Raw genomic sequence first — 22,459 nt, 5'->3', positions numbered from 1 at the left:
ACACCTTAAGGATCATCGATGCCGACGACCAATCTCGGTCTGCCGCAGCTTGCGGCCGACCAGGCGCAGAAGCACGTCACCGTCAATGAGGGGCTGGCGCTCCTCGACGCATTGGTGATGCCCGCGGTGAAAAGCCGGCCGCTCGCCACGCCACCCGGCAGTCCGGCGGAGGGCGAGCGCTGGATCATCGGTGCGAGCCCCACCGGCGCCTGGTCCGGCAAGGCCACCCAGATCGCCGCCTGGATCGGCGGCGCCTGGACGTTCCTCGCGCCGAAGCCCGGCTGGACCGTCCATGTCGAAGACGAACGGCTCACCCTGGTCTGGACCGATGGCGCCTGGCGCGACCGCATCGTCGGGACAGCGAGCGGCGGCGCGATCCGACTCGTCGCCGTTGAGCAGGAGCTGACGCTGACCGGCGCCTATGTCGAGACGACAGCACCCGCGATCATCGCCGACCGCATGATCGTGCTCGGCGTCGCCTCCCGCACCACTCAAGGCATCACCGGCGCGACGTCCTACAGCGTCGGGGTTGCCGGCAACACCAGCCAGTTCGGCGGATCGCTCGGCATTGCGCTCGGCTCCACCAATATCGGCGTGATCGGCCCGACCGCCTTCTATGCCAATACGCCGATCCGCGTGACCGCGGCCGGCGGCAACTTCACCGGTGGCAAAGTCCGCCTCGTCCTCTACGCGCTCGCCTTCACTGCGCCGAGCAGCTGATCCCCTGAACTCTGATCACCGGAGACCATCATGACCAAGGAACTGCTCTGGCCGAGCGCGCCGGGGAGCACCCCCGACGTGCCCGGCGGAACGGCCGGCTTCGTGCGCGGCGCCGCGATCCAGGATCAGGAGGGGCGCATCGCGCCGATGGTCTCCATCCTGGGTGCGCCGACCAAGTTCCGCGACGCCTTCGAGGCCTTCGACACGACGGACCGCTGGAATGCGGTACAAATCGTAGGTGGCGACATCATCCAGGTCGACGGCAACGTCGCCGGCGCGAGCTACCTCGTGGTCTCGAAGGACCCGCTCGCGGACGGCACCGAGACGATCATCGAGACGTTCGACCGCTTCGTCATGCCGGTCCGTGTCGCAGCTGGCATCTCGATGTCGCAGCGCGTCAACGGGCAGGAGTTCTCGTTCGAACTCGTCTCGACCGATGATTGGCCGGGTGCGGTGCCCTTGGTCCCGGCCTCGCCCGTCGCCATCACCTCGATCTCCCAGGCGACGACGACGCTCTCGGTCACGACGAGCGCGCCCCACGGGGTGAAGATCGGCGAGAAGGTCTCGATTTATGGCGTCTCCGACAGCCGCCTGAACTATGCCGTCGTCACGATCGCGACCACGCCGACGCCAACCACGTTCACCGCGACCGCCGGACCGCAAGGCACGCTGCCGTCGGTGACCGCGGGGCCGTTCGCGGCCGGCTTCGTGCTGAAGGCCGATCCGCTCGGCTATGCCCGCAACGGCTCGAGCCTGGTGTTCGAAGGAGCAACCGCGACCAGCGAGAGCTACTATGTGCGCTCGGAAGGCGGCGACGCGCTGCCGTCCGGGACGATCGCCGGCAACCACGCTGCGGCGTTCTCGGTGTCGACCGCCGCCACCCAACTGGTAACGGCCGCGGGCGCCTATGCCTTCGCCCCGGCCGGCCTCTTTGAGATCCTGCCGCAGCTCGAAAAGGTGACGTTCACCGCCTCGCCGACCGACAGCGTCGCCGCGCTCTCGGCGCTGTTCAAGCGCACCCAGGTCGTCCCGAACCCGGCCCGCGATTACAAGCTCCGGTTCCGGGCGAAGAACCATCGATCGGCCTCTCGGCCCGCCGGCAAGATCGTCTCCGCCGTAAAGACCGGCACCACGACCACCACCATCACCTTCGACCAGCCGCACGATCTCACCACCGGCGACCAGATCGTCGTCTACGGCATCCGCGACCAGACCAACTTTGCCAACCTGACGACCCCGACCGCTGTGGCATCGGTGGTCGACGCGCTGAGGATCACGGTCGCCCTGGGTGTCGCGGCGACTGCCACCTCCTATGGCGGCACCGTGATCCGGGTGAACGGTGGCGTATTCGCCGCGCCGATCACCCAAGTCGTCCAGTCGATCGCGCGGACTGCCAATGTGCTGACCGTCGTTGGCAACTCGGCGTGGGCCGGCCTTCAGCATGGCCAGTACGTCAATCTGCATGGCGTGCGCGATGCCACGACGGGCGCCGATCTCGGCGTCGACGGCCCTTACCGGGTGCGCGAGGCCGCGAGCACCAACCTGATCCTCGAGCCGATCGGCACCGCGCCGACCGGTGCCGACATCACGGTGACCAACGCCGGCGGCGCGGTGCTGCCGCGGACGGATTTCCGCCTCCACTTCATCCGCGTCATGGAGTTCACCCGGCTCATCACGGAGTCGATCGGCGGCTTCGCGCGCGGCGACCAGATGGACGCAGCTCCAGTCCTCGTCACCAACGCCGTCTCGGCCGTCACGGTGACCGGTGGCATCGCGCAGGATGCCGCCGCTGGCAATCCGGTCGGCATCGGCGCGCGGGCCGCCAACGCCAACCAGGCGGCGATGTCGGCGACAGGCGATCTCGTCCACCTCATGGCGACGATGATCGGGGCGCTCGTCCAAAAGCCCTATTCGATCCCGGAGGCCGATTGGTCCTACACCGGGGCCGCGGTCACCACCACCACCGACGTCGTGCTCGCCACCACGGCCGGCGCCGGCATCCGCCGCTACCTGACCGCGATCCAGATCAAGAACACCAACGCGACGGCGACCGAGGTCGTCGTCAAGGACGGTTCCACCGTGATCTGGCGGCTGCTGGCGCCGGCAAACATGGCAATCGGGGACGCAATCGTGTTTCCCTCGCCCCTGAAGACCAGCGCCAATGCCGCGCTCAACTTCGCCTGTATCACGACGGGCGCAAACGTCTACGTCGCCGCCCAGGGCTACACCGCGCCCTGACGAAATGCGCCCGCGTTTGTCGCGCCATAGGTGGCCACACGGCGCCAAGGCGCATGGTCCGCATGATGGTGCGGCCGGCGCCGCAACCGCGCCCGTTGCCGCCCGTGGCGCCACTGTTCGGCAACCCCAAGTCTGCCAACCCAGGTCCGCCCCCCAGGTCCGCCTACCCACGTCCGCCTACCCACGTCCGCTCACCCAAGTTCCAGGAGGTCTCGCCATGTCCGGCGCCCCCGCCGCGGCGGTCACCGTCGCCCCCGAAACCCTCACCATGACCTGGATGGTCGCGGGCAGTCTCGTGCTCGAACTGCTGGTCTTGATTGTCGTCCTGGTTCGCGTCGCCTGGTGGCTGTCAGGGCGCTTCACCAGCATTGATGGCAGCTTCTCATCGATCGCCAGAGAGATCGCCCAGCTCAAGGCTGACATCTCGAACGACATCGCCGGCCGCAAGGTTGTCGCCGAAGCCCGGACCGACATCGGTCAGATCAAGGCGACGTTGATCGAGTTCCGCGAGCGCATTGACCGTCTCGAAAACCACTGGGACGGACACAAGCACGCCTGATCCAACCCACCAGCCAGTTCCATCCCACGAAAGCCCGCCCCTCCGGCGGGCTTCGTCGTTTCTGGAGAGCTCTCCATGTTGCCGAAGGACTACCGTTGGCTCGAGGCCGAGCCCGGCCCGCGCATGATCATCGAGGCATTGAAGGAATACGGCGTACTCGAAGCACCGGGCGCTGCCGACAACCCCCGCATTCTCGGTTGGCAGCGCGAACTCGTGGAAACCGGTGTCGGCACTTATCGCATCGGTGATTACGGCCATGACGCCGTGCCGTGGTGCGGGCTGTTCGTCGCCATCGTCGCCCACCGGGCGAACACCGAGCGGCGGCCGGAGCGCGTCCCGCCGGCGACCTACCTGTGGGCGCTGTCGTGGGCGACATGGGGCGTCGGCATCGACCGCAGGCAAGCCGCGCTCGGCGACGTGCTGGTCTTCAAGCGCAGCGGCGGCGGGCACGTCGGGCTCTATGTCGGCCATGATGCCTCGGCCTTCCACGTTCTCGGCGGCAATCAATCCGATCGCGTCTCGATCACCCGGCTGTCGCGCAACCGGCTCGTGGCAGTTCGCCGCCCGGCCTATCGCGCCCAGCCCGCGAACGTCCGCACGATCCCTCTCGCTGCGAGCGGAAGCCTCTCCGTCAACGAGGCCTGATCCAACTTGAACCTTGGAGATTTCCATGAACGCCGTTCTTCAATTCGGTGCGGGCTACCGCACCTACATCATCGCCGCCGTGCTCGTTCTCGTCGTGGTCGTCGAGAAGGGTCTCGGCATTGATGTGCCGGGCGTCGATGTCGGGTCCGACTGGCTCACCCAGATCCTCGCCGCGCTCGGCCTCGGCACGCTGCGGGCCGGGATCACCGGGGCGAGCAAGTGACCGGTTGGTTCGCTCTTGTTTTCATCGTCGCGGTGGTCATCGCCACCGCGGCGATCTTCGCCGCTGGCCGCAAGGCGGGCGCCGCCGCCGAGGCGGCGAAAGCCCGCGAGGTCGAACTCAAATCCCAGAAGGAGGCCTCCGATGCAAAGGACCGCATGCTCGAAGCAGGCGCTGCCGCTCCTTGTGATCGCGACGCTCTCGCTGACCGCCTGCGCGGCGGCACCTTCTAGGCCGTCAGTCGTCTGCCCACCGGTTACGGCTTACGACCGCGCTTTCCAGGCGCGGCTCGCCGATGAAATCCAACGCCTGCCACCCGGCGCGGCGCTTGAACGGGCGATGCTGGACTATGCCAAGCTGCGCGATCAGGCACGGGCTTGTAGCGCGAAAATGAACTCGCATGAGACGTTGTCAGATAGAAAGGTCAACTCGACAGACCGATAACCTGATTACCTGTGCCGTCGACGCGCATCTCGACGGTGGACGATTTCGAGAGACGGTACGAGATGGAGCCTCCCAGCGCGAACGGGTATATCATTGGGTTTGAGTCGAGGCTTGCCACTGGCAGGCTGCGACCAGCGTATCTCAAGCATGCTTCTGCCAGCCACGCTGCGACTGGTGACCCATGGAGATCGATTGATTTCTTGCGGACAATCCTTTTGCCATTCTCAAGTCTCTCGATGGCACCCCAACTGGCTTGAGATTGAAGGACCATGTTCGTCATGCGGCGCGTTCCCTCGCGTTCTCCATAGATTTCAGCCATTCTTCTGTGGATTTCAGCGGAGGTGCATTCGCCTTGCAGAGCGGTGAGCCTGCCAACGATCTCTGCCACTTTCCCAAAAAATGGATAAGTGGCCAACGCCATCCCCCAAGTCATGGCAGGAACAGAAATATCCGGCCCATCCCGATAAATTTTGGCCCCGCGATCCGCGAACTCGACTAAGTCTGAACGCAGCGGCTCCAGCCACAGCCGATTCAGCACCGTTCGTGTCTTTTTCTTCGCAGCAGTACCGTGGTGAGATGCGTCTAGAACTTTGGCAAGATCATCAAGATTTGAAACGCCAGCCCTCACGCGAAGCGCAGCTTCCGCCCATTCCAGTTTGATGAAACGGTCAAATCCGATCTGAGGTGCAGGCAACTTCATCAAGTAGATCTCTTGATTGTTATTTTTACGAATGGAACGATCACTTCCTCTACGGAGATTCCACCGTGCGCGACGATCTGGTCTCCCTTCGGAACGAATGCTCCCCGGGTGCCGGCGTATAGCGGCAAGAAGTCGGACGGTAGTCCAGCGATATCGAAACGAAAGCCGTCAATTCCCTCGGGCACTGATTCAGCGAGGGCATCACTGCGATATGTCCGCACCCTCTCACCTCTTACTTCCGAAACAACTCCTTGATTGAGCCGACCAATTCCTTCCGCTTCGACATTTCCGTGGTCAGCGGTGAGGTAGATCTGATACCCGTGCCTTGCGAGCATCAGGAATAGCTCCTCAACGAACCCGGTGTCGCACCAAGCGCTGATCTGCCCGGCAATACCTCGCTTGCCCAACATCGCGCCGTGGACGATTTCGTCGACCATATCGACGACTATTCCGGCGACCTTCGTGGCCGGGTGGGAAATAGCGTCTTCCAATTCAGTCAGTTGAGCATTCCGCTTGAGGCTCTTCTGATAGTAGATCTCCGGCTTGCGTAGACCATTTTCCTGCCAGAACCGCTCCCACAGCAACGGCTCTTGAGACGTCGTCGAGATGGAGCCCGCGAATTCTCGTGGCTTCAAACCGGAAAAAAGCGCCTGCCGGGAGACCGATGTGAGAGTTGGAAGCCAGGCGAAGCAAGCACCGTCTTCTACTGCAAATCCCGGAACGCGCTCCGTGAGATACTCACGGATCTGGATCCACTGATCCATCGCGAGGCCATCGAACACAAGAAGTGCAATGCGATCCTCGCCAGCGTTGCGGCGTAGCGCGAGAAACCTTGGCACATGGTGAACCATTACTGGCGCTTTCGCGGCAGGCAGGGACGGCAGATCAGCGAAATGATTCAAAATCCATGCTTTTAGTCGTTCATCTGCTTCATGTTGTAACTGCCGGACTTGTTTCAATACGGTATCTGCGAGGCTCGCGTTCAAGCTATGGAACCTGAAGATCACCTCGCCCAATCGGCGCGCGAGATCGCCCCAGTCACGATGCGAAGAATCTATGCTAGGCAGCTCCCCGGAAATCCTCGTCACTCCATCACGGACGAGATCGGCAAGCGCATTGGGATCACTGATGAGCCCCACCTTGGCCCAATCCGGGATGCCAATGGGAGAGCCTTTGATGGTTACCGGCTGGAGTGTTCCCTCAAGAAACATCGTGTCCACGATCATCCGGACATCCGGATGCTCAAACGGAACAGCAATTGCGCTAAACGCCTCTGTCGGCTCTGCATCCGAGCTTCGAGAGCTGTGGACGCCGTACTGCCCCAGAAAGCGCTCCCAGGCATCTTGCACGACACGCACCATGTAGCTCTTCGAGGAGAGCAACTCGGCAACCGGAAGATCTACAAGCGTGGTTTCGCTCAGAATTGCAGATACATGATCCGCGAGGAGATCCGGCAGGCCAGATCCGCGGTAGTGCAGGCGTAAGACTTCTCGCCAGAAATCTTCGGGGCGGTTGAGCAAATATGGGCTGATGCGGAAGATGTGCGTAAGGATGAAATCTTTGGTGGCACTCTCACCCAAAGGGTGCGTCCCATGCCGATTGTGGGCTGCAAACAGCGCCTCGTGGTATTCGGAGCCAATTCGTCGGATCACACTATAACTGAGCTTGGGAAACAGGTCTGCCAAGCCCAAACGGACCTGTCGCCCGTCGCGGATGTAGTCCCAAGGCAACACGTTCACATCGCTGCCATTGAGCTGCAAGATCAGCGCTTTGGCAGATCCATCCTCTCCCCGGTCCCACGCTGCTCGATAGCGCTCTTCGTACTCTGTTCGAAAGGCTATAGAATCCTCAAAAGGCAGGACTTCGAAGCCCCGCTCTCGAAGGCTCAGCAGTATCCGTTCATCCAAGAGAAGATCGTCCGGATCGCATGCAATCCAGAAGTGGGACAAGTCGACAGGAAAATCATGCACGATCCGATCAATCCAGGCGCTCATGATGCACCTGCCGAAATCTCCCCGATGCGCAACACCAGGATGGCATTGAGATCGGGAGCGTAGGCCTCGGAGGCATCAAGCTGCGCCATGCGGATGTCGTGGTCCACCTGAAGGCGCTTTCGACGATGCTCTCTCACATTCTGAAGGCCGATGCGGCCAACGGCTTGATGCCGGGCTTCATAAGCGTATTGGGCGCGCTCGCGTTCTTCCTGAATGCGGGTTTTGTGCGCTCCGGCAAGATCGGAGAATATGCGCTCGCCTTGGACCATGGCAGCGCCGCTCGATTTTTCGAACCAAGCCGCCACATCCGAGATCGCTGGCGGTCCGACCAACGTCACCTGTTCGGTGAGCAGCAGATCCCAGATGCGCTTGGCTGTCGGCAAGAAGGTGCGTCCCTCATCGTTTACGAACACGGGCATGAAGCGTCGCCGACTGAAATCGTCCGCAGACAAGCTGATCTCCCATAACGACCAGACCCCACGGACGCTTTCAGGCAGTCCGGCGATCCGAACGATCGGCATGGGCTGGCCTGCCACGCAGCGCGGCAGGTCGCTGATCAGTGCGCGAGCTCGGGGATCCTCAAGGGTTACCCACTCGATCGCCGGATTGCCTTCGGCGGTTCGCGCGTCGAAGCAAATCGAGGCAGTCTCGCTACCATCGCCCCAGCGAACCCGCCATGCGTGACCATCCTTGGTCGCTTCACCGCCCCTCGATGGCAGTCCGGTCGTGATCGCCCGCTCAAGCCAGAATTGCGCCGGATGATCCCGCCATTTCCGCGCATCGTCGGCATCAAGGTCATGGCTGTCAGCAAGGAGCTCGCTGCTCTTGCGGGTTTCCGCGATCGTTGACTGCAGCTGCGAAACCACGGCATCGCATTTGGCTTCGATGGCGTCGGGGTTCTGCAATCCCTGGACGAACAGTTCGTCGAACAGCGGCTCCGCCTCGACGGAATCCATCACATCCGCGGCTTTGTCGACACCGAACTCTTCGGCGATGATCGCAAGCTTGGTTTCCAGTACCTCGCGAACGCGGTGCTCGACCGTATCTTCGAGCACGAAGTTTATCGCGCGGACGACATGCGGCTGCCCGATACGGTCGACGCGGCCGATACGTTGTTCGACCCGCATCGGGTTCCATGGCATGTCGAAATTGACGATGACGTGGCAGAATTGAAGGTTCAGACCTTCGCCACCGGCATCGGTCGAAATCAGGACGCGCACCGTTTGCGCGAATGCCTTCTGGGCGCGGCTGCGGGCGTCGAGATCCATGCCGCCGTTGAGCGTCGCGATCGAGAAGCCCCGGCTTTCCAGAAACTCGGCGAGCATCGCCTGTGTCGGCACGAACTCGGTGAACACCAGAACCTTCAACTCCGGATCGTTTTCTTCCTGCTGGAGCTTGTAGATCAGCTCCAGCAGCGCTTCGGCTTTGGCGTCAGTTCCCTGCGCCTCGGTGGATCGGGCGAGTTTCAGCAGCGTGTCGACTTCCGCTTGCTCCATCTCCCAGCCTTTGGCCTGGACGGCGATGTCCACCTGCGTCTGACCGTCGAGATCCGCCCATTCGTCGACATCGGCGGTGTCGAAAAGCGATGGCTGGGCCGGTGGCTTGTCCAGCAGAGCCTGGCGCTTTTCGAGCGTGGCACGAATGGCGGCCGTGCTGGATGTCACCAGCCGCTGCATCAGGATCATCAGGAACCCGATGTGCCGCTGCTTTGCGGCCATCGCCTGATTGTAGCCGTGGCGCACATAGTCGGTGACCGCCTCGTAAAGCTGCTGCTGGGCCGCGTGACGATCGAGCCAGGCGACCGGATGAAGGCGCGTCATGCGCGGCTTGAAGAGAGGCTTGCCTTCGGCGTCGATCGCGACGCGCTTCTCGGTTCTGACGACAAAGGGGCGCACGCGCTCGCTGGTCACGCTGCTCTCATCGGGAAAGGAATCCCGGTCGACCAGCTGCATAAGCCGCATGAACTGGTCCGTCTTCCCTTGATGGGGCGTCGCCGACAGAAGAAGCAGGTAGGGCGCCGCCTCCGCAAGCGCCGCGCCCAGCTTATAGCGCGCGACCTGGTCCGTGCTCCCACCCATGCGGTGGGCCTCGTCGATAATGACGAGATCCCAGGATGCCGAAATCAGATCCTCGAAGCGTTCCCGATTGTAGGTGCTGAGTTGCTCGAGGCTCCAGCCCCGACGCGCCTCCATCGGCTTCACGGAATCGAGCGAGCAGATCACCTGATCATGCAGCCGCCAGAGGTTTTCCTCGTCATTGCGCCACTGGCGGAAGGCGGAAAGCTCTGCCGGCTCGATGTACTGCAGCGTCTCGCCGAAATGGAGCCGCATCTCGGCCTGCCACTGTCGGACCAGCCCCTTTGGTGCGACCACGAGGATCCGCTTGGCCATGCCGCGCAGCTTGAGTTCGCGCAGGATGAGACCGGCTTCGATGGTCTTGCCGAGCCCGACCTCATCCGCCAGCAGGTAGCGGATCCGGTCGCGGCTCATCGCCCGGTTCAGCGCATAGAGCTGATGCGGCAGCGGCACGACGCTCGACTGGATCGGCGCCAGCAACAGATTGTCTTCGAGCGCGTCAAGCAGCTTCGCCGCGGCCGCCGTATGCAGGATCTGATCGACCGTGAGCCGAACCTCGTCCAGCGGCGACAGGTCTTTCCCGCGCGCCCGCACGACGGCCTCCTTGGCAGGCAGCCAGACGCGATAGGCGGTCTCGCCCCAGACATCCTGACGGTCTACGACACGGCAAGGCGCGGCATGCCGTGCATGCCAACACCACTCGCCGATGCCATATCCGCCGCGCGCCTGTGTCACGCATTGGCCTCCATGCGGGTGAGCGCGCTGTCGTACCAGAACAGCAGCTTCTCATCTTCCTGCAGCGCTTCTTCCGGCACCTTCTGGGCAATCGAGATGATCGTCTTGAAGTCCTTCGCGGCCCACGCCGAGCGGAAGCCCGCCCGCAGCACTTCGAGCCGGAATTCCTTCAGGCGTCGTCCCGGCGCATCGCGGTAGGCTTCGAACTCCTTCAGCAGGGTCTTCTCCCGCTTCTGCTCCAGATCCTGCGCCTTGCCGGGGTCTGGCACATACCAGCGGTCCTTGGCCTTCGCCTTCAGGCGCGGGTCCGATTTTTCGAGGTTTCGCAGATCATGGTAGTTCGTCGACAGGTAATTGTGGATCTGGCTGGGCACGTCGCCAGATGCGTCATAGCGCAGGAAATTGTCATCCAGCAGCGCCGATAGTTCCGGGCGCGTCTCATGCTTTTTCCAGCCCGCGCCGAGCTGCGTGGTGAACTCTGGATGCACTTCCTGATAGGTCGACGGACGCTTGCGCAGAAAGTCGGTCAGCCAATCGATGGCACTGCGCTCGTCGGCGACGAACATCTCCATCTGCGGCGCTTGAGCCACCTGTGCACGCTTCCGGTCATACTCGGTGACCTGCTCCGGCAGAAACACCATGCCGTCCCGCGCCGGGAACCGGCTTCGGAGTCCGTCGAGGAACTCTTCGGTCGATAGCGGCACCGGAACATCGTGGCGGACGAACCACGCCACCATGCGGTCATAGATGCGGCGGGGATCTCGCTCCAGCACGAATTCAAGCAAACCGTTATGAGACTTAGAAACAGAGAGCTGACGCAGGTGAGTCTGGACGAAATCCCAAGCGGATTCCGGCGCAGCACCACGTTCGGCTAGCCGCTGTTCAAGGCCGCCATTTGGCTTGTAAGCGGAGATCACAAGATCTTGCTTAACTGCATTGGGCGACATCGCCTGTTGGAAAGTCAGATGAACTTTGTCTAAGGTAGTTACCTCTGCGACGACAAACCCTACTTGCTGAAGAGAAACCTGGATCGCATTCCAAACAGCCGCTCGGCTATTTGAAAACACAACTGTCATCCAGCGGCCCGGCTTTAGAACCCGATAGTATTCTGCAAAGCAGGCCTGCATTAACCGCTGGTATTCCATTACTCCTTTTTGCTTCACACGATCGATAATCGCTTCTTGGATCGGATCCGTTATTACGCCATGCCATGATTCTGTAAGGAAATTGAGATCTGAATAGTAAATATTTTCACCAAATGGCGGGTCTGTAAAAATGTAGTCAATCGCTTCGTTCGAAATTCCATTTATATTTGACGCACTGGAGGTACTAATGAAAACATTACGCCCCCATTCTTTGCCTTTTCCCCACTGCGTCTTTTCCATCCTTTTGATTCGATTTATGCTTCCTTTTAATAAATCAATTACATTTGCTTCGGCTACTAACGATGAAACATAAAATACACCAGTAAGTGGTGAATTTCCAAAAGACGAAGCGGGCCTATACCTGTTAAGTATCGACGCATTGACAAACTGATGCTGGGCGATGATCGTGAGCGCCTTTCGTATGTTCGCGTCTTTGACACGTTCTACCTTAGCAAAAAATCCAGCTAGAACTCGAAGAGACCTAGGCAAAAATAGATCATGAATGTTGGTAATTTTAGTTGTCTTCATTCGCCCCACGCGCGTCATCTGCATATCGGGAAATTGGTTTGACGGAGCATTGGTGGGAAACGGCATTTCGTTAATCTTATTTATTAGATCCAAATCGCTATCGTCTGGAGACTTTTCGGACCTTTTCTTTATCGACGTATAGCGAATTAATACAGGCCTTCTTATTGGAACCTCTCGGGCCTTTTTTGACGCTGGATCAATTATAGTTTGAAATGCCAATTCTAGATTGTTCTTGGTCAATTCGGCGCTGCAGTGTGGGCAAGCGAATGCGTCCTTCACCCGTCCATCTTGATCTAGGGCGTGATCATGAAATACGACTTCCCCAGTGCACTCTGGACAGTAAAAAACTTCTGACCAGACCGTAAAATCAATTTTTCCAAAACTATTCCCGATCTTCGTCGAGTACATCCAACCAAACTCATTTTCCATCTCGACAAATATTTTCTCCGCCTCCGTCAGAAAGCGATTTATGTCGAGTGTCTGGTTGTAATTTGTAGCAATAAAGGTCGCCACGGGAGAAAGATCAGCAAGAATAGTTGGTCGCGGGCCCCATTCCGGTAATGTTTTGCCAGCAGACTTCCATTCTGATTCAATCTGATGTCTATACTGAGCAGGCGCTACAGCACACCATTGGGAGGCTACTCCAGTCATCCCCGATCCGGCGAAGCCATCCAGCACGATGTCGCCTGGTTTGGTGAAGTGGAGGATCGAAGGCACTATCGCCAGATGCGGCACCTTGGTGTGGTAGGAATGGGCCTTGTAGATCGGGTCGGTCTTCCCCTCCGAAACGTCGATCGCCATCGGCTCGCGCGCGTATTTCTCGGTAGGGTCATAGGGCCTACCGTAATTCGTCACGAAATCCTGGAGCCACGGGTTCGGGCACGCGGTGTAGTACGGCGGATCCGACATCGCGAGGATCGCCTCATCCGTCCCTCTCGGAAACCCCTCCTGCTTGCGGAACTCGGGATCCTTCAGCTTCGCTGCCAGCAACGAAAGAAAGTGCTCCCGCCGCGCTTGATCGCTGGGGAAGGCCTGCCCGAGGCACTCGACGGCTCCGCCGCCTGAGACGGATTCGAGTTTGAGTTTGTCCGTCATTCGCTTGTCTCTTTCTTCGCCGTGGCCGTCCCGTCTTCCAAGCGCAGCGATTTCAGTTTGAGTCCCGCATTGGTCAGCACATACCTCTGTTTTGAGGACGTGGGTTTGTCGGGAACGGTCATCCGCAGAATTCCACCGTCCAGCAGCGGCTCCAGATGCGTTACCTTGAAGTGCGGCCGTTGGGTGTAGCCCGTAGCTGTCATGAGCTCGGCCAGTGAACGCGGCGCATCAGCATGCTGCACGATCATCCATTGCACGGCCGTCAGCTCCCTCAGTACGGGCACTTGTTCGGTGTCCCTCGGAGCGACTTGTTCAGTGACTTGTACAGTCGATCCATCGTCGGTCGCGGCAGGCGTAACTGGCTGTTTCCTATCGGTAATGTCTTCCGATGCCCCCAAGAACCGAGCACGCAGGTGGTCCGCCAGAGCGAACTTTCCCTCGACCCCAGCACTTGGCCTGAGGATGACCTGTACGGCCAGGCGCTGTGCAAGTTCGCGTACCGCGGGACCGGGAAGGCCGGTCAACGCCTTGATGTCGGCCAGGTCGATTTCGCCGTTCCGGATCAGATAGGCGAACACAGCGGCTTCGTGCTCGGAAAGCTGAACGCCAAGGCTCGCCTGCGCCAAAAGCTGCTCTTCGGTGACGAGCTTCTCCCTGCGGAGCCGCAAGCGGAAACTCTTTTCCGCCTTGTCGTTCTCGATCTCTGGCGGGACAAAGCCCAATCGCCGCCAGCCGTCGAAGATCGCTCCGACGCCCGTCCCACCCTGATCGGATAGGCCGATGCGTCGGAATGCACCGACAATTCGCGGGTTTCGAACCTCTTTGTCGCCCGGATCCAGAAGCTGTTCGCGCGACGCCAGCGCATCGCCCGGATTGAAAAACTCGGCCTGATCCCGGAAGAACCGGATGACCGGCACACGCGTGGCGTCACCAAAGTCCTGATGGATGAGCAGGTTGATGGCTGCTTCGCGAAACGAGATGTAGTCGGGCGGATCGTCATGCCTGCGCAATGTCGTCGGATCGACGGCGAACGGCTTCTCGCTGTGCTTGAGGTAGAAGTCGAGAATGGCCTTCCAGGCTTCAATCAGGTTCGCCTCGATGGTCACCCGGTCGGCCCAGCGAATGCTCGGCGCATATTCGCTGGCGCCGTGCCGGTAAAGCTGAAGGTCGACGACAATCCGAGGCAGTTCCTGCCGGACATATTCGCCCGATCCTAGAACGACGATGGCCGCCCGTGTTGGCAAGAGCTTTCCTTCACGTTCGACCAGAAAGCCCCACTCGCGCAGGAATGAGATGTCATCTGCCGAGCCGTCCTTGCCGGGATTGCTGGATTCGAATCTCGCGCGATACCAGCGGACGGTCCCCTCGTCGAAACATTTCGTGGGATCCAGATCCAGCGTCTCGGAATCATAGGTGATGCTCCCCGCGTCTCGAATGAAGCGCAGAAGCTCTTCTCCGGTGCAGGCATAGTCGCCGCTGCCTCTGCGAATGAACGCCTTCTTCGGATTTCGGTCTAGGTGGACCGGCTTCGCATGTCTCGGGGCTTCAGGCACATGGAAGCAGATCACCGAGCCTTCCGGCATCGTGTGAACGTCACCCGCAATCGGCAGGATGACACTGATTTTCTGTCCATCCCGCACTTGGCCCAGAAAGTCGTTCTGAACCTTGTCGATATCGGTGACACCAGTTATGGAAAACGTCCCGTTGGACTCCTTCACGCCGAAGACCAGATGACCGCCCTTGGTGTTGGCAAACGCACTCACCGTTTCAAGCGCGGACCTCGGGACAGCCCAAGCCGCTTCCTTGAATTCGATGTCGTCCCATTCGACAGACTGAAGCCGGGCCAGAAACTCGTCACGCGTCATGGCTTACTCCACCACGAAGCGGAGTTTGGTCGTGTCCTTGCCCTTGCAGCGGTCGTTGAGGAGGCTTTCAAACCGTTTGCGCAGCTCGTCCGGCGATGCCGGCGATCCTCCCTGAAGCAGCGCCTTCTTGATGTCGTCGCTGGAAATCCCGATTTTCTCCAGCCCTGACAGCGCCTCCTGAACCGCGGAAACGAAGTCCGGCGGCACCGGATCGGGCAGCGCCTTCGATTTCACGAAACCATCGACCAGCGTCTTGGCCGCAGGGCGCAACAGGTCGAAGTTCGATTGGATGATCGGGTCTTCGAGGTTATCGAGGAGCGTCTGCTGCCAACCGCCCAGCAGCCTGTCCAACTCATCATCAAGCAGCTTGAGGACATTGGCCGCCGGAAGCATATCTCCTTGCTCGTTCGCCGGGCGGAAGCCGCAGTGCGGACAGACCGGGCTCGCAGCAAGCTCGGAGTCGACGAGCGCGGCGCAACTCTTCAGCTTGTCGAGTTTCTCCTCGAAATTCGACAGCTGACTGGTCGGCATCAGGGAAATGCCCGCCAGAGCGCGCATCGACACAAGGCGCGGATCCTTGCGCAGAACGGACTTAGTCTTGTCCTCCGCGACGCCCAGACGGGCCTTGCTGTGCTGCCCGACATAAGCTGTGAGGTAGTCCCTCTTCAACTGGCCGAGCGTCTGCCTGTATTCAGCTGCGTGCTGCGCCGTCCGGTCAGCGGCGAGCTTGTCGAGAACCTGCTTTCGGGTGGCTTGCGCCTGCTTCACCCATGCATGATCTGGAGACAAGACCATCTCGGCCTGAGACAGGTAACTGGCGGTCGTCCCCAATTCTGCGACGAGATCCAGCATCCGCTCGATCGCATCCAGGACTTCGAGGTTCTTTTTCTGCGCCGCGATGTCGTCGGCGTTGATCCGCAGGTTCTTCAGCTTCCCCACGGTGTTGTAGGGTGACAGGCTTTCGGAGAAGTTTTTCAACGCATCGAGTTTCGAGCGCCAATCGCGGATCTCTTCATCCCGAAGGAGCGACTGACCCCAGAAGCTCAGCCTTCCGGCCATGTCTGTGGAAGCGCTGAGCACGCGCCGTGTCAGTTTGCCGACTTCTTCCTGAAGAAACTTGACTGGCTCGTCCGAGCCTTGGGTCGCCTGCTGTGCAAGCCCTGGCGGCAGCGCAAGCAACTCGAACAGCGCTCGAAGGATGGCGACATTGATCTCCTTCGGAGCCTCGACGTGTTTGAACTGCTTCAGTTCGTCGAGCGGCCGCTCGGCGAGCAACGTGATCTTGCCAGAGTCGATCTTGTCACCGGTGATCGCCAGGACGATGTCGCCTGCATAGACCAGCCCACCCAGAACGGTGACCAGCAGATCGGGCTCCAGGCGGAACTTGATCGGCGCGAAATACTCGACGTCCGCGTCGCCGCTGACCAGCTCGCCGCGGTTCAGCACCTGGCCATGGCCTTTGGCCTTCAGCCGAGCCAAAACCTCCTGCGCGTACCGAGACCGTGTGGGGTCGATGCGATCACCGTCAAGCATCTCCAGGCCGTCGAGGATGACCACGGCGTCCTTGGTCCGGTTTCCGCCTGCCAGCGCGCGCAGGGCGTTGCCGACAAGCTGCTTCCGGTTCGCCTCGGTGACGAGCGCAGAGAACGTCGGGTATTCAGGCGCCACCTCGGCAAACTGGTTATTCAGCGCGAGGCCGGAAATGACGTTTACGACGTCTCGGAAGTTGATCCGTTCTTCCGAGCCAAGACGTGCCTTGTCGCGCAGCGAGACGCCCTTGGTCCACTCTCTCAGCGTCTTTGACTTTCCCTGATAGGTAACCTCAAAAGCCTCCAGCTGATTCTCCTGCAGCCACCTGCCAATATCGCGTAGCGCGCTTCTAGCTTTGTCGAGGTAGATCGCCTTCGCACCACCGCTAGCTGTCGATGCGAGTTCCTGAGCCGCGGCGTAAGAGGAGATGTGCCGCCTCAACGCGTCGTCCGGATGCTTCAGCCTGAAAAACACCTCGTCGGACTTCAATTCGTCCCGAAGCTTGTAAGCCTCGAATGGCTGCGGAAAGTAGATATAGAAGTTCCGCTCTGGCTGCGCCGTTGGCCGGTCACGCGGTCCGCCGAGAAACAGGTAACCGTTCCGTTCGACCCGACGGTCCTGCCATTCGATCTGATACTGCCAGATTAGATGGCCCGGAACGTATGCAGTTTCGTCGGGCCGCTCGATCATGAAGTCGACAACCGCACGATAGTATGCGCGGTCAAGAGCGTCGTCCGATAAGGTCTCCGCGCGTTTTTCGATCTGGGCGTCGTAGTCGACGTCCTTCTTGAGGTCGAGATAGTACTGCTCGGTGTCGGGCGCTCTGGAGATGAACTGGCCGTTGACGGTCTTCAGCGTCTCCCGCAGGACGGTCTGAACGAGGGAAAGCAAGTCGGCCTCCGGCTCTCCGCCCATGTCCTCGATGCCCGGCTGAAACAGGCAGAGCGTGTCGCGGAGTTCCTCAGCGGTCGGTCCCACAGGAACATAAATGTCGCCGCCCGTTGTCAGGCGATGGACGGAAAGTCCGTCAATGATGCGGAGCGCCATCGGCCTATAAGCCGGGCGAGTGAACGCCTTCCTCACGCGCTCCGACAGGACTTCTGACACCTTGAGGACCGGCCCGATGTTCGGATCCGCGCGCAGCACGGAGTTTGACGTGACCGTCTCCCAGAACTTGTCGTAGCCGATCAGCCCCGGCCGATCGTCGGGCACCTCATCGCTGAGGATAGCCTGGATCTGATCCCTAAGTGTAACCAGCGCGCCGCGCTTCTCGGTGAACACCAGCCGCTCGAAGGTTCCGATGTAATCAGGATGTACTGGGAAAAGCCGGACGTACTCGTCCATGCGCTCGTTCATCAAGCCATAGAATTTGGCGAATGGTGTGAGGTAAGCGCGGATCTTGTTCTGCTGATCTGCCGTCTTTTTCAGGAGGCGCTCGGCCACCACGAAGCTGACGTCCTGGCGGGCCAGCAGGACCTGCGTGAAGCGATCCTTCACACGACGAAGGCTGTCGGCCACGTGCTGGAAGCGGCTGCTGTCGAAGATCGCCTCTTGAACGCCGGCGACGAACCGGAAGCGAAGGTGCTTTGTGACCTCGCCAATCTCACGCAGAAACGACAGGTCAAGAACCAGATCGTGATCCTTGCGCGACCTCAGGTATTCGAGGAACTCGTCGACGACGATGAGGACGCCGTGGTTCGGATGGACCTCGGCGAACGCCGCCATCATCTTTTCGAAGGCAGCCTTGTTGTTGATGACCTTGTCCGCTGGGGGGAAGGAATAGCTGACGCCGTGCCTTTCGAGGAACACCTCAAGCTGCTGCGTGATGATGTCCCGCAAGGACATCTGGCTGGAAATCTCGATCCGGTGAACCTTGAATTTTCCCGCAATCGCGCCTGCTGCCTCTGCCACCTTGGGATGGCGGATCATCGAGACATGGGCGGCGTCTTCAGCGACGAGCGAGAGCACAGACATTAGGTGCGATTTACCGGTCCCGTAGTTGCCGACGACAAGTATACCTTTGTAGTCGAAACTGCTAGTATCTTCTATTCCTTTTCTTTCGACTTCGGCTCCTCTAAGGATCTTAAAGGAAGCGGTAAGATCGAAAGAAATCTGCGCTATGATCTGCTTGTTAATCCGCTCGGCCATGTCGTCGGAAATGACGTAGGTCGACACAAGCCTCTTGGCCTCGTCCGGGCGATTGGCGTCCAGAAGCTGAATGACCGACTCGATCGGCTCAAACTGAATGAGATCGCCATAACGCATCGGCATCCCGCGTTCCCCCCACCCCTTCAATGAATTTTGAACGGGACCAAGCTGTTGACGCCGTAGTCCCGATGTTCTGGATGTCCTGTCGTGGCGTAGGAAAGTCGGTCTTCCCGAAGCTCTCCTGGCCACACCGCAATGACACGACGCGCATGAGCATGTTGCCTCAGTAAATCTAGCGGGCTGAGCTGCAGCGTCCGATCGAATAGGAGCTCGATGTTATCCACGAGCAAGAGCCCATGGCTTGCAAATTCATCCGCGAGCCCCTTCAGCAGCTCAGCCGCCTGCAAGTGTCTTCGGGTGTTCGGCACCGTAAGCAATTCACGACCAAGCGCAGCACTGACGCTCAGAACACGCGTTTGTAGGCGCGCGGCCAGCTGCCCGAGGAGATTGCTTTTCCCAGATCGCGGAGGACCGACCAAAAGGACCAACTTGCTGTTAAGGCCTGAGATATCGTCGACGAGGCGATCCAATTTCTCGATCATCTCAGCCATCCATCCGAGACGCGGAGGAATGGGCCTGAGTCTCGGTGCCGAGTACGGCACCGTTGAGCAGTACGATTTGCTGATCCTGGGGACGCCGCGCTGCGGGGTCGGTGTCCAGACCCAGTCGCTTGAGCGCGTAATAAAGAAGCGCCTTCCGCACGGGGATCTTGGCCCGACCGCTTCGCATTCCGTAATCGAGGGCAATGACTTTTTGCTGCGTCTCGGACAACTCAGGGTGCGGCCCGATCTCCAAGGTTACCTGCTCGTTCCAGTCGGCATCCCTATCAGCACCGACCTCGGTCATCTTGGTGCCCCGGGTCTCGATTATCCGGGAAAGCAGGAAGTCCTTAAAACTCTGGTCGGTGAGACAGAAGGCTCGTGCGTGCCAGCGGAACCCGTCGAACCCGATCGCGTGCGGCGCGATCCAGCGCCAGCGCGGCTCGGGGCGGGAGAGCGACTGGTACTTGACCTCAATTGCCTCTGATCGCCGGATAGCGGCGATCACCGAGCGCAGGGTGTTGGCATTGACACCCCGCACAGGGCTCGGTGCGGCGTCGTAGGACGGGAACTGGCCAATCCAGGCGTCAGCCCGGTCAACTATGCCGTCGGCAACGGAGCGCAGCTGAGAGAGGTAGCGGCTGGCGTCGGGCTTCAGGAACAATGGCTCGAACTTGGTGCCCCTGATGTAGGTCCGGGCACTTTTGTTATAGACCATATTGTCCGGCGCCATTCCGATGTAGCGGTTTAGGTCGGTGGACGCTTGGTTCACCGAGACGCCGAACGCCCCCATCAGATCGCCTCGATTCACATGCCCCTCCCAAAACAGACGGAACTCGATGAACTCGAGCCGCCGCCCGACGCCCCACCGAAGATCTGCCTTATCTGTTCCCACCATGCACTCCCAGGACATGGTCCGTCGCGAAACTGGGCGAGTCCAGTTTCTGGGCTTTCACTCAACCTATCCGAGAAGCGGGGCGGGTTCAATCAAAATTGGTAGGGTCAGGCGTATTGCGTTGGTGTTCGTGCCATTTTGTTTCAGAAGTTTTGACGTGCGGCCTGACGATGGCGTGGGCGCAAAACACTATCAAGGTAGTAGCGATCATGGCACCAAACACCAAACGTTGCGGTCCGAAACAAAATAGGAGGAGAAACTCTACGTAACCGCAGATTTTTTTATGTTTACGCGGATTCACCAGTCGTTAACAATGCGTCCCATGAGAGAGTTCGCTCACAGCCCCTTTCCCTCCGCCAAATTCCCCTGACAAAACAGTCTCTTGTGCCGCGAGCAGCCCGAAATTCCAAAGGATTTCCGGGGTTATGGCCACTCACCTGTGGACTGCGCGCGGCTCGGAATGGCCGAAATCCGCTCTCTCTCCGCCCGAATTCTCCGAACCTGTGGACTGGATGGGTCACAGTACGGAGTTTTTGTCATTGAAAAATCGAGACAATTTCGATTGGCGGGGCCGTACGATTCGAACCCATGTTCGTCAACCGAGAGTAGAGAGCGCGAAACTCTCCATTGATTTTATTGGCATTCTCCTCTTTCAGACCTACGTCGACGATTTTGGAAAAGCGGTCCGTCGTCGCCCGCGATCTCATTCGCATCGCGCGCAAAGCGCGCGATGCCGCTGCCGGTTCTCCCCGGCTGCGCGACGACACGCGCTCGTTGGGACTGATGAGGTCGCTTCCTCGGCCTATGAGCCGATCCGATGGTCGAAGAAGGACACCGACGAAACGTTCCGTCAGGCGAAGGAGCACAACGCCGGGTGGGTGGCGATCTGTGGCTTGTCTCCAACCGAAAGTGACCGATTCAGGCTGATCAGGCCTACGCGAGAGCCGTTCGGCATGCCCCTGTCGAGGCGATCACTGCAACAGGCATTCGGCGAAAGCATCTCGGGAATCCGAGGATATTGCAATTTGCGGCTACACTGCTTCACGCTATCATGGTTGGGGGATTCTATGACAAAGTCAAAAAATGCGCTCCCGAACCGCAATCGTTCGGGCGTGGCTCGGCCCTTCAGCGCGGATGCCCTGCTCAAGCGGAGCATCCGAAGCCATTTTACCCGGCTCGGGTTTGCCCGCGCCAATGACGGCACACTCATCCTGCCCGGCACGGGGAAGGACGATGTGCGAACCCTCCATGCTGAGCAGCGTGCTGAACGCCTCGAACGCAGTTCTCAGTTCCTGAAACTCGTCCTACCGGATGCCCTGAAGTATTTTGCGGACGGCGCCGAACTCGACCCGTCGAAAATCAAACTTCAACTAAAGCGTGTAAGAAGCGGTAGTGAGGCAGCCGACCTGTTTCGTATCGCGACGTTAACGTGGTCGGTTCCTGTGTCGGCTGGCTACGGCCGGCGGCTCCGTTATCTTGTGTGGGACGCGCATCACGAGAAAGTCGCGGGCGTCATCGCGCTGGGCGATCCTGTTTTCAATCTGCGGGTGCGGGATGAGCTGATCGGATGGGACGCCGAAGCGCGCGGCAAGCGCCTCGTGGGGCTCCTGGACGCCTATGTCCTTGGAGCGGTACCTCCCTATAGCATGCTTCTTTGCGGCAAGGCCGTGGCATGCCTCGTGCGTAGCCGCGAGGTATTCGACGACTTCAAGAAAACATATGGAGGCGCTGTCGGCATTATCTCCGGGCGCAAGAAACGGGCGAAGCTCCTGGCGGTAACAACCACGTCGTCGATGGGGCGTTCCTCGATCTACAACCGCCTGAAGCTCGGCAAGCAGACTTTCTTTGAGCGTATCGGATATACGATCGGGTGGGGCCATTTTCACATTACAGACCGCCTCTTTGCCGACATCAGGGAATTCCTGCGCCTGAGGCGCGATCCCTATGCCGGCAACCACCAATTTGGAGACGGCCCGAGTTGGCGGTTGCGGACGATACGCCGCGCGCTCGACATTCTTGAAATCAACCAGTCCGTACTGAAGCACGGAATCCAGCGTGAAGTGTTCATCTGTCCGTTCGGAGCTAACGCTTTCGAGATTCTCAAGACGGGGAACGGCGAACTCGACCTCTCAACATTGCAGACCGTCGAGGAAATTTCCGACTTGGCGCGCGCGCGATGGATCGAGCCTCGCGCGCTTCGGCGCCCGGAATTCCGAGAATGGAAACGCGAGGGGATTCTTGACCTAATCAAGGGCAAACCGCCATCCGCTGCAAAACCCAGCATCCAAGTCCAACCTGGGCGAGGTGCAGCCGTCGGACGTTAG

The 22,459-nt window shown here is 60.0% G+C and carries 15 protein-coding genes; 7 read left to right on the top strand and 8 right to left on the bottom strand.

All coding sequences use genetic code 11. The features are described from left to right. The first annotated feature begins 18 nt into the window (after positions 1-18). The 6 genes from BVIR_RS05860 to BVIR_RS16720 all read left to right on the top strand — a co-directional run bounded on the left by BVIR_RS05860 (position 19) and on the right by BVIR_RS16720 (position 4,615). A complete protein-coding gene (locus BVIR_RS05860; protein ID WP_055036848.1) occupies positions 19-720 on the top strand; it encodes a DUF2793 domain-containing protein in 702 nt (233 codons plus the stop codon). A gap of 30 nt (positions 721-750) precedes the next feature. Beyond that, a complete protein-coding gene (locus tag BVIR_RS05855) occupies positions 751-2,958 on the top strand; it encodes a hypothetical protein (protein ID WP_055036847.1) in 2,208 nt (735 codons plus the stop codon). Positions 2,959-3,175: 217 nt separating this feature from the next. Beyond that, complete coding sequence (locus tag BVIR_RS05850) at positions 3,176-3,517, top strand: hypothetical protein (RefSeq protein ID WP_055036846.1); 342 nt, start codon at positions 3,176-3,178, stop codon at positions 3,515-3,517. 75 nt (positions 3,518-3,592) lie between these two features. Beyond that, complete coding sequence (locus BVIR_RS05845; RefSeq protein ID WP_055036845.1) at positions 3,593-4,162, top strand: TIGR02594 family protein; 570 nt, start codon at positions 3,593-3,595, stop codon at positions 4,160-4,162. A gap of 25 nt (positions 4,163-4,187) precedes the next feature. Continuing rightward, positions 4,188-4,385 carry a hypothetical protein gene (locus BVIR_RS05840; RefSeq protein ID WP_055036844.1) on the top strand — a complete coding sequence of 66 codons (198 nt, stop codon included), beginning with the start codon at positions 4,188-4,190 and terminating at the stop codon, positions 4,383-4,385. After that, positions 4,382-4,615, top strand: coding sequence for a hypothetical protein (locus tag BVIR_RS16720; protein ID WP_055036843.1), 234 nt, complete (start codon positions 4,382-4,384; stop codon positions 4,613-4,615). The genes BVIR_RS05840 and BVIR_RS16720 overlap by 4 nt, the downstream gene beginning before the upstream one ends. Before the next feature lie 191 nt (positions 4,616-4,806). Here BVIR_RS16720 and BVIR_RS16320 read toward each other — a convergent pair whose 3' ends face one another. Genes BVIR_RS16320 through BVIR_RS05805 form a run of 8 tightly spaced genes read right to left on the bottom strand, consistent with a single transcriptional unit; the run spans position 4,807 to position 20,138 of the window. Then, a complete protein-coding gene (locus BVIR_RS16320; RefSeq protein ID WP_082416762.1) occupies positions 4,807-5,526 on the bottom strand; it encodes a hypothetical protein in 720 nt (239 codons plus the stop codon). Then, the gene (pglZ, locus tag BVIR_RS05830; RefSeq protein ID WP_055036842.1) at positions 5,526-7,520 is read right to left on the bottom strand and encodes a BREX-3 system phosphatase PglZ; all 1,995 of its coding nucleotides are present in this window, start codon (positions 7,518-7,520) and stop codon (positions 5,526-5,528) included. The genes BVIR_RS16320 and pglZ overlap by 1 nt, the downstream gene beginning before the upstream one ends. Then, the gene (locus BVIR_RS05825) at positions 7,517-10,330 is read right to left on the bottom strand and encodes a DEAD/DEAH box helicase (protein ID WP_055036841.1); all 2,814 of its coding nucleotides are present in this window, start codon (positions 10,328-10,330) and stop codon (positions 7,517-7,519) included. Before BVIR_RS05825 ends, pglZ begins: the two co-directional genes overlap by 4 nt. Beyond that, positions 10,327-13,098 (bottom strand): DNA methyltransferase, encoded by a 2,772-nt coding sequence (locus BVIR_RS05820; RefSeq protein ID WP_055036840.1) that lies wholly within the window; start codon positions 13,096-13,098, stop codon positions 10,327-10,329. The genes BVIR_RS05825 and BVIR_RS05820 overlap by 4 nt, the downstream gene beginning before the upstream one ends. After that, positions 13,095-14,963 carry an RNA-binding domain-containing protein gene (locus BVIR_RS05815; RefSeq protein ID WP_055036839.1) on the bottom strand — a complete coding sequence of 623 codons (1,869 nt, stop codon included), beginning with the start codon at positions 14,961-14,963 and terminating at the stop codon, positions 13,095-13,097. The genes BVIR_RS05820 and BVIR_RS05815 overlap by 4 nt, the downstream gene beginning before the upstream one ends. Positions 14,964-14,966: 3 nt before the next feature. Next, complete coding sequence (locus BVIR_RS05810; protein ID WP_236823724.1) at positions 14,967-18,764, bottom strand: DUF6079 family protein; 3,798 nt, start codon at positions 18,762-18,764, stop codon at positions 14,967-14,969. A 20-nt stretch (positions 18,765-18,784) separates the two neighbouring features. Further along, positions 18,785-19,243, bottom strand: coding sequence for a BREX-3 system P-loop-containing protein BrxF (gene brxF / locus BVIR_RS16315; protein ID WP_060833052.1), 459 nt, complete (start codon positions 19,241-19,243; stop codon positions 18,785-18,787). A 1-nt stretch (position 19,244) separates the two neighbouring features. Next, on the bottom strand, positions 19,245-20,138 hold the full coding sequence (locus BVIR_RS05805; RefSeq protein WP_055038712.1) for a BrxR family helix-turn-helix transcriptional regulator: 894 nt from the start codon (positions 20,136-20,138) through the stop codon (positions 19,245-19,247). Between the two features lie 422 nt (positions 20,139-20,560). Here BVIR_RS05805 and BVIR_RS05800 point away from each other — a divergent pair, with 422 nt between their 5' ends. Beyond that, positions 20,561-22,459, top strand: a complete 1,899-nt coding sequence (locus tag BVIR_RS05800; protein WP_197604407.1) for a Druantia anti-phage system protein DruA — start codon at positions 20,561-20,563, stop codon at positions 22,457-22,459.

This window comes from Blastochloris viridis (assembly GCF_001402875.1).
GTDB lineage: Bacteria > Pseudomonadota > Alphaproteobacteria > Rhizobiales > Xanthobacteraceae > Blastochloris > Blastochloris viridis.
The sequence above is the reverse complement of the archived record's forward strand: the minus strand, read 5'-3'. Positions and strand labels throughout refer to the sequence as shown.

Excerpts from the sequence above, each read along its gene's own strand:
- BVIR_RS05850 (WP_055036846.1), top strand. The coding sequence starts at position 3,176 with ATGTCCGGCGCCCCCGCCGCGGCGGTCACCGTCGCCCCCGAAACCCTC.
- BVIR_RS05840 (WP_055036844.1), top strand. The coding sequence starts at position 4,188 with ATGAACGCCGTTCTTCAATTCGGTGCGGGCTACCGCACCTACATCATC.
- BVIR_RS05855 (WP_055036847.1), top strand. The coding sequence starts at position 751 with ATGACCAAGGAACTGCTCTGGCCGAGCGCGCCGGGGAGCACCCCCGAC.
- BVIR_RS05845 (WP_055036845.1), top strand. The coding sequence starts at position 3,593 with ATGTTGCCGAAGGACTACCGTTGGCTCGAGGCCGAGCCCGGCCCGCGC.
- BVIR_RS05815 (WP_055036839.1), bottom strand. The coding sequence starts at position 14,963 with ATGACGCGTGACGAGTTTCTGGCCCGGCTTCAGTCTGTCGAATGGGAC.
- brxF (WP_060833052.1), bottom strand. The coding sequence starts at position 19,243 with ATGATCGAGAAATTGGATCGCCTCGTCGACGATATCTCAGGCCTTAAC.
- BVIR_RS05805 (WP_055038712.1), bottom strand. The coding sequence starts at position 20,138 with ATGGTGGGAACAGATAAGGCAGATCTTCGGTGGGGCGTCGGGCGGCGG.
- BVIR_RS05810 (WP_236823724.1), bottom strand. The coding sequence starts at position 18,764 with ATGCCGATGCGTTATGGCGATCTCATTCAGTTTGAGCCGATCGAGTCG.
- BVIR_RS05860 (WP_055036848.1), top strand. The coding sequence starts at position 19 with ATGCCGACGACCAATCTCGGTCTGCCGCAGCTTGCGGCCGACCAGGCG.
- BVIR_RS05800 (WP_197604407.1), top strand. The coding sequence starts at position 20,561 with ATGGCCACTCACCTGTGGACTGCGCGCGGCTCGGAATGGCCGAAATCC.
- pglZ (WP_055036842.1), bottom strand. The coding sequence starts at position 7,520 with ATGAGCGCCTGGATTGATCGGATCGTGCATGATTTTCCTGTCGACTTG.
- BVIR_RS05820 (WP_055036840.1), bottom strand. The coding sequence starts at position 13,098 with ATGACGGACAAACTCAAACTCGAATCCGTCTCAGGCGGCGGAGCCGTC.
- BVIR_RS16320 (WP_082416762.1), bottom strand. The coding sequence starts at position 5,526 with ATGAAGTTGCCTGCACCTCAGATCGGATTTGACCGTTTCATCAAACTG.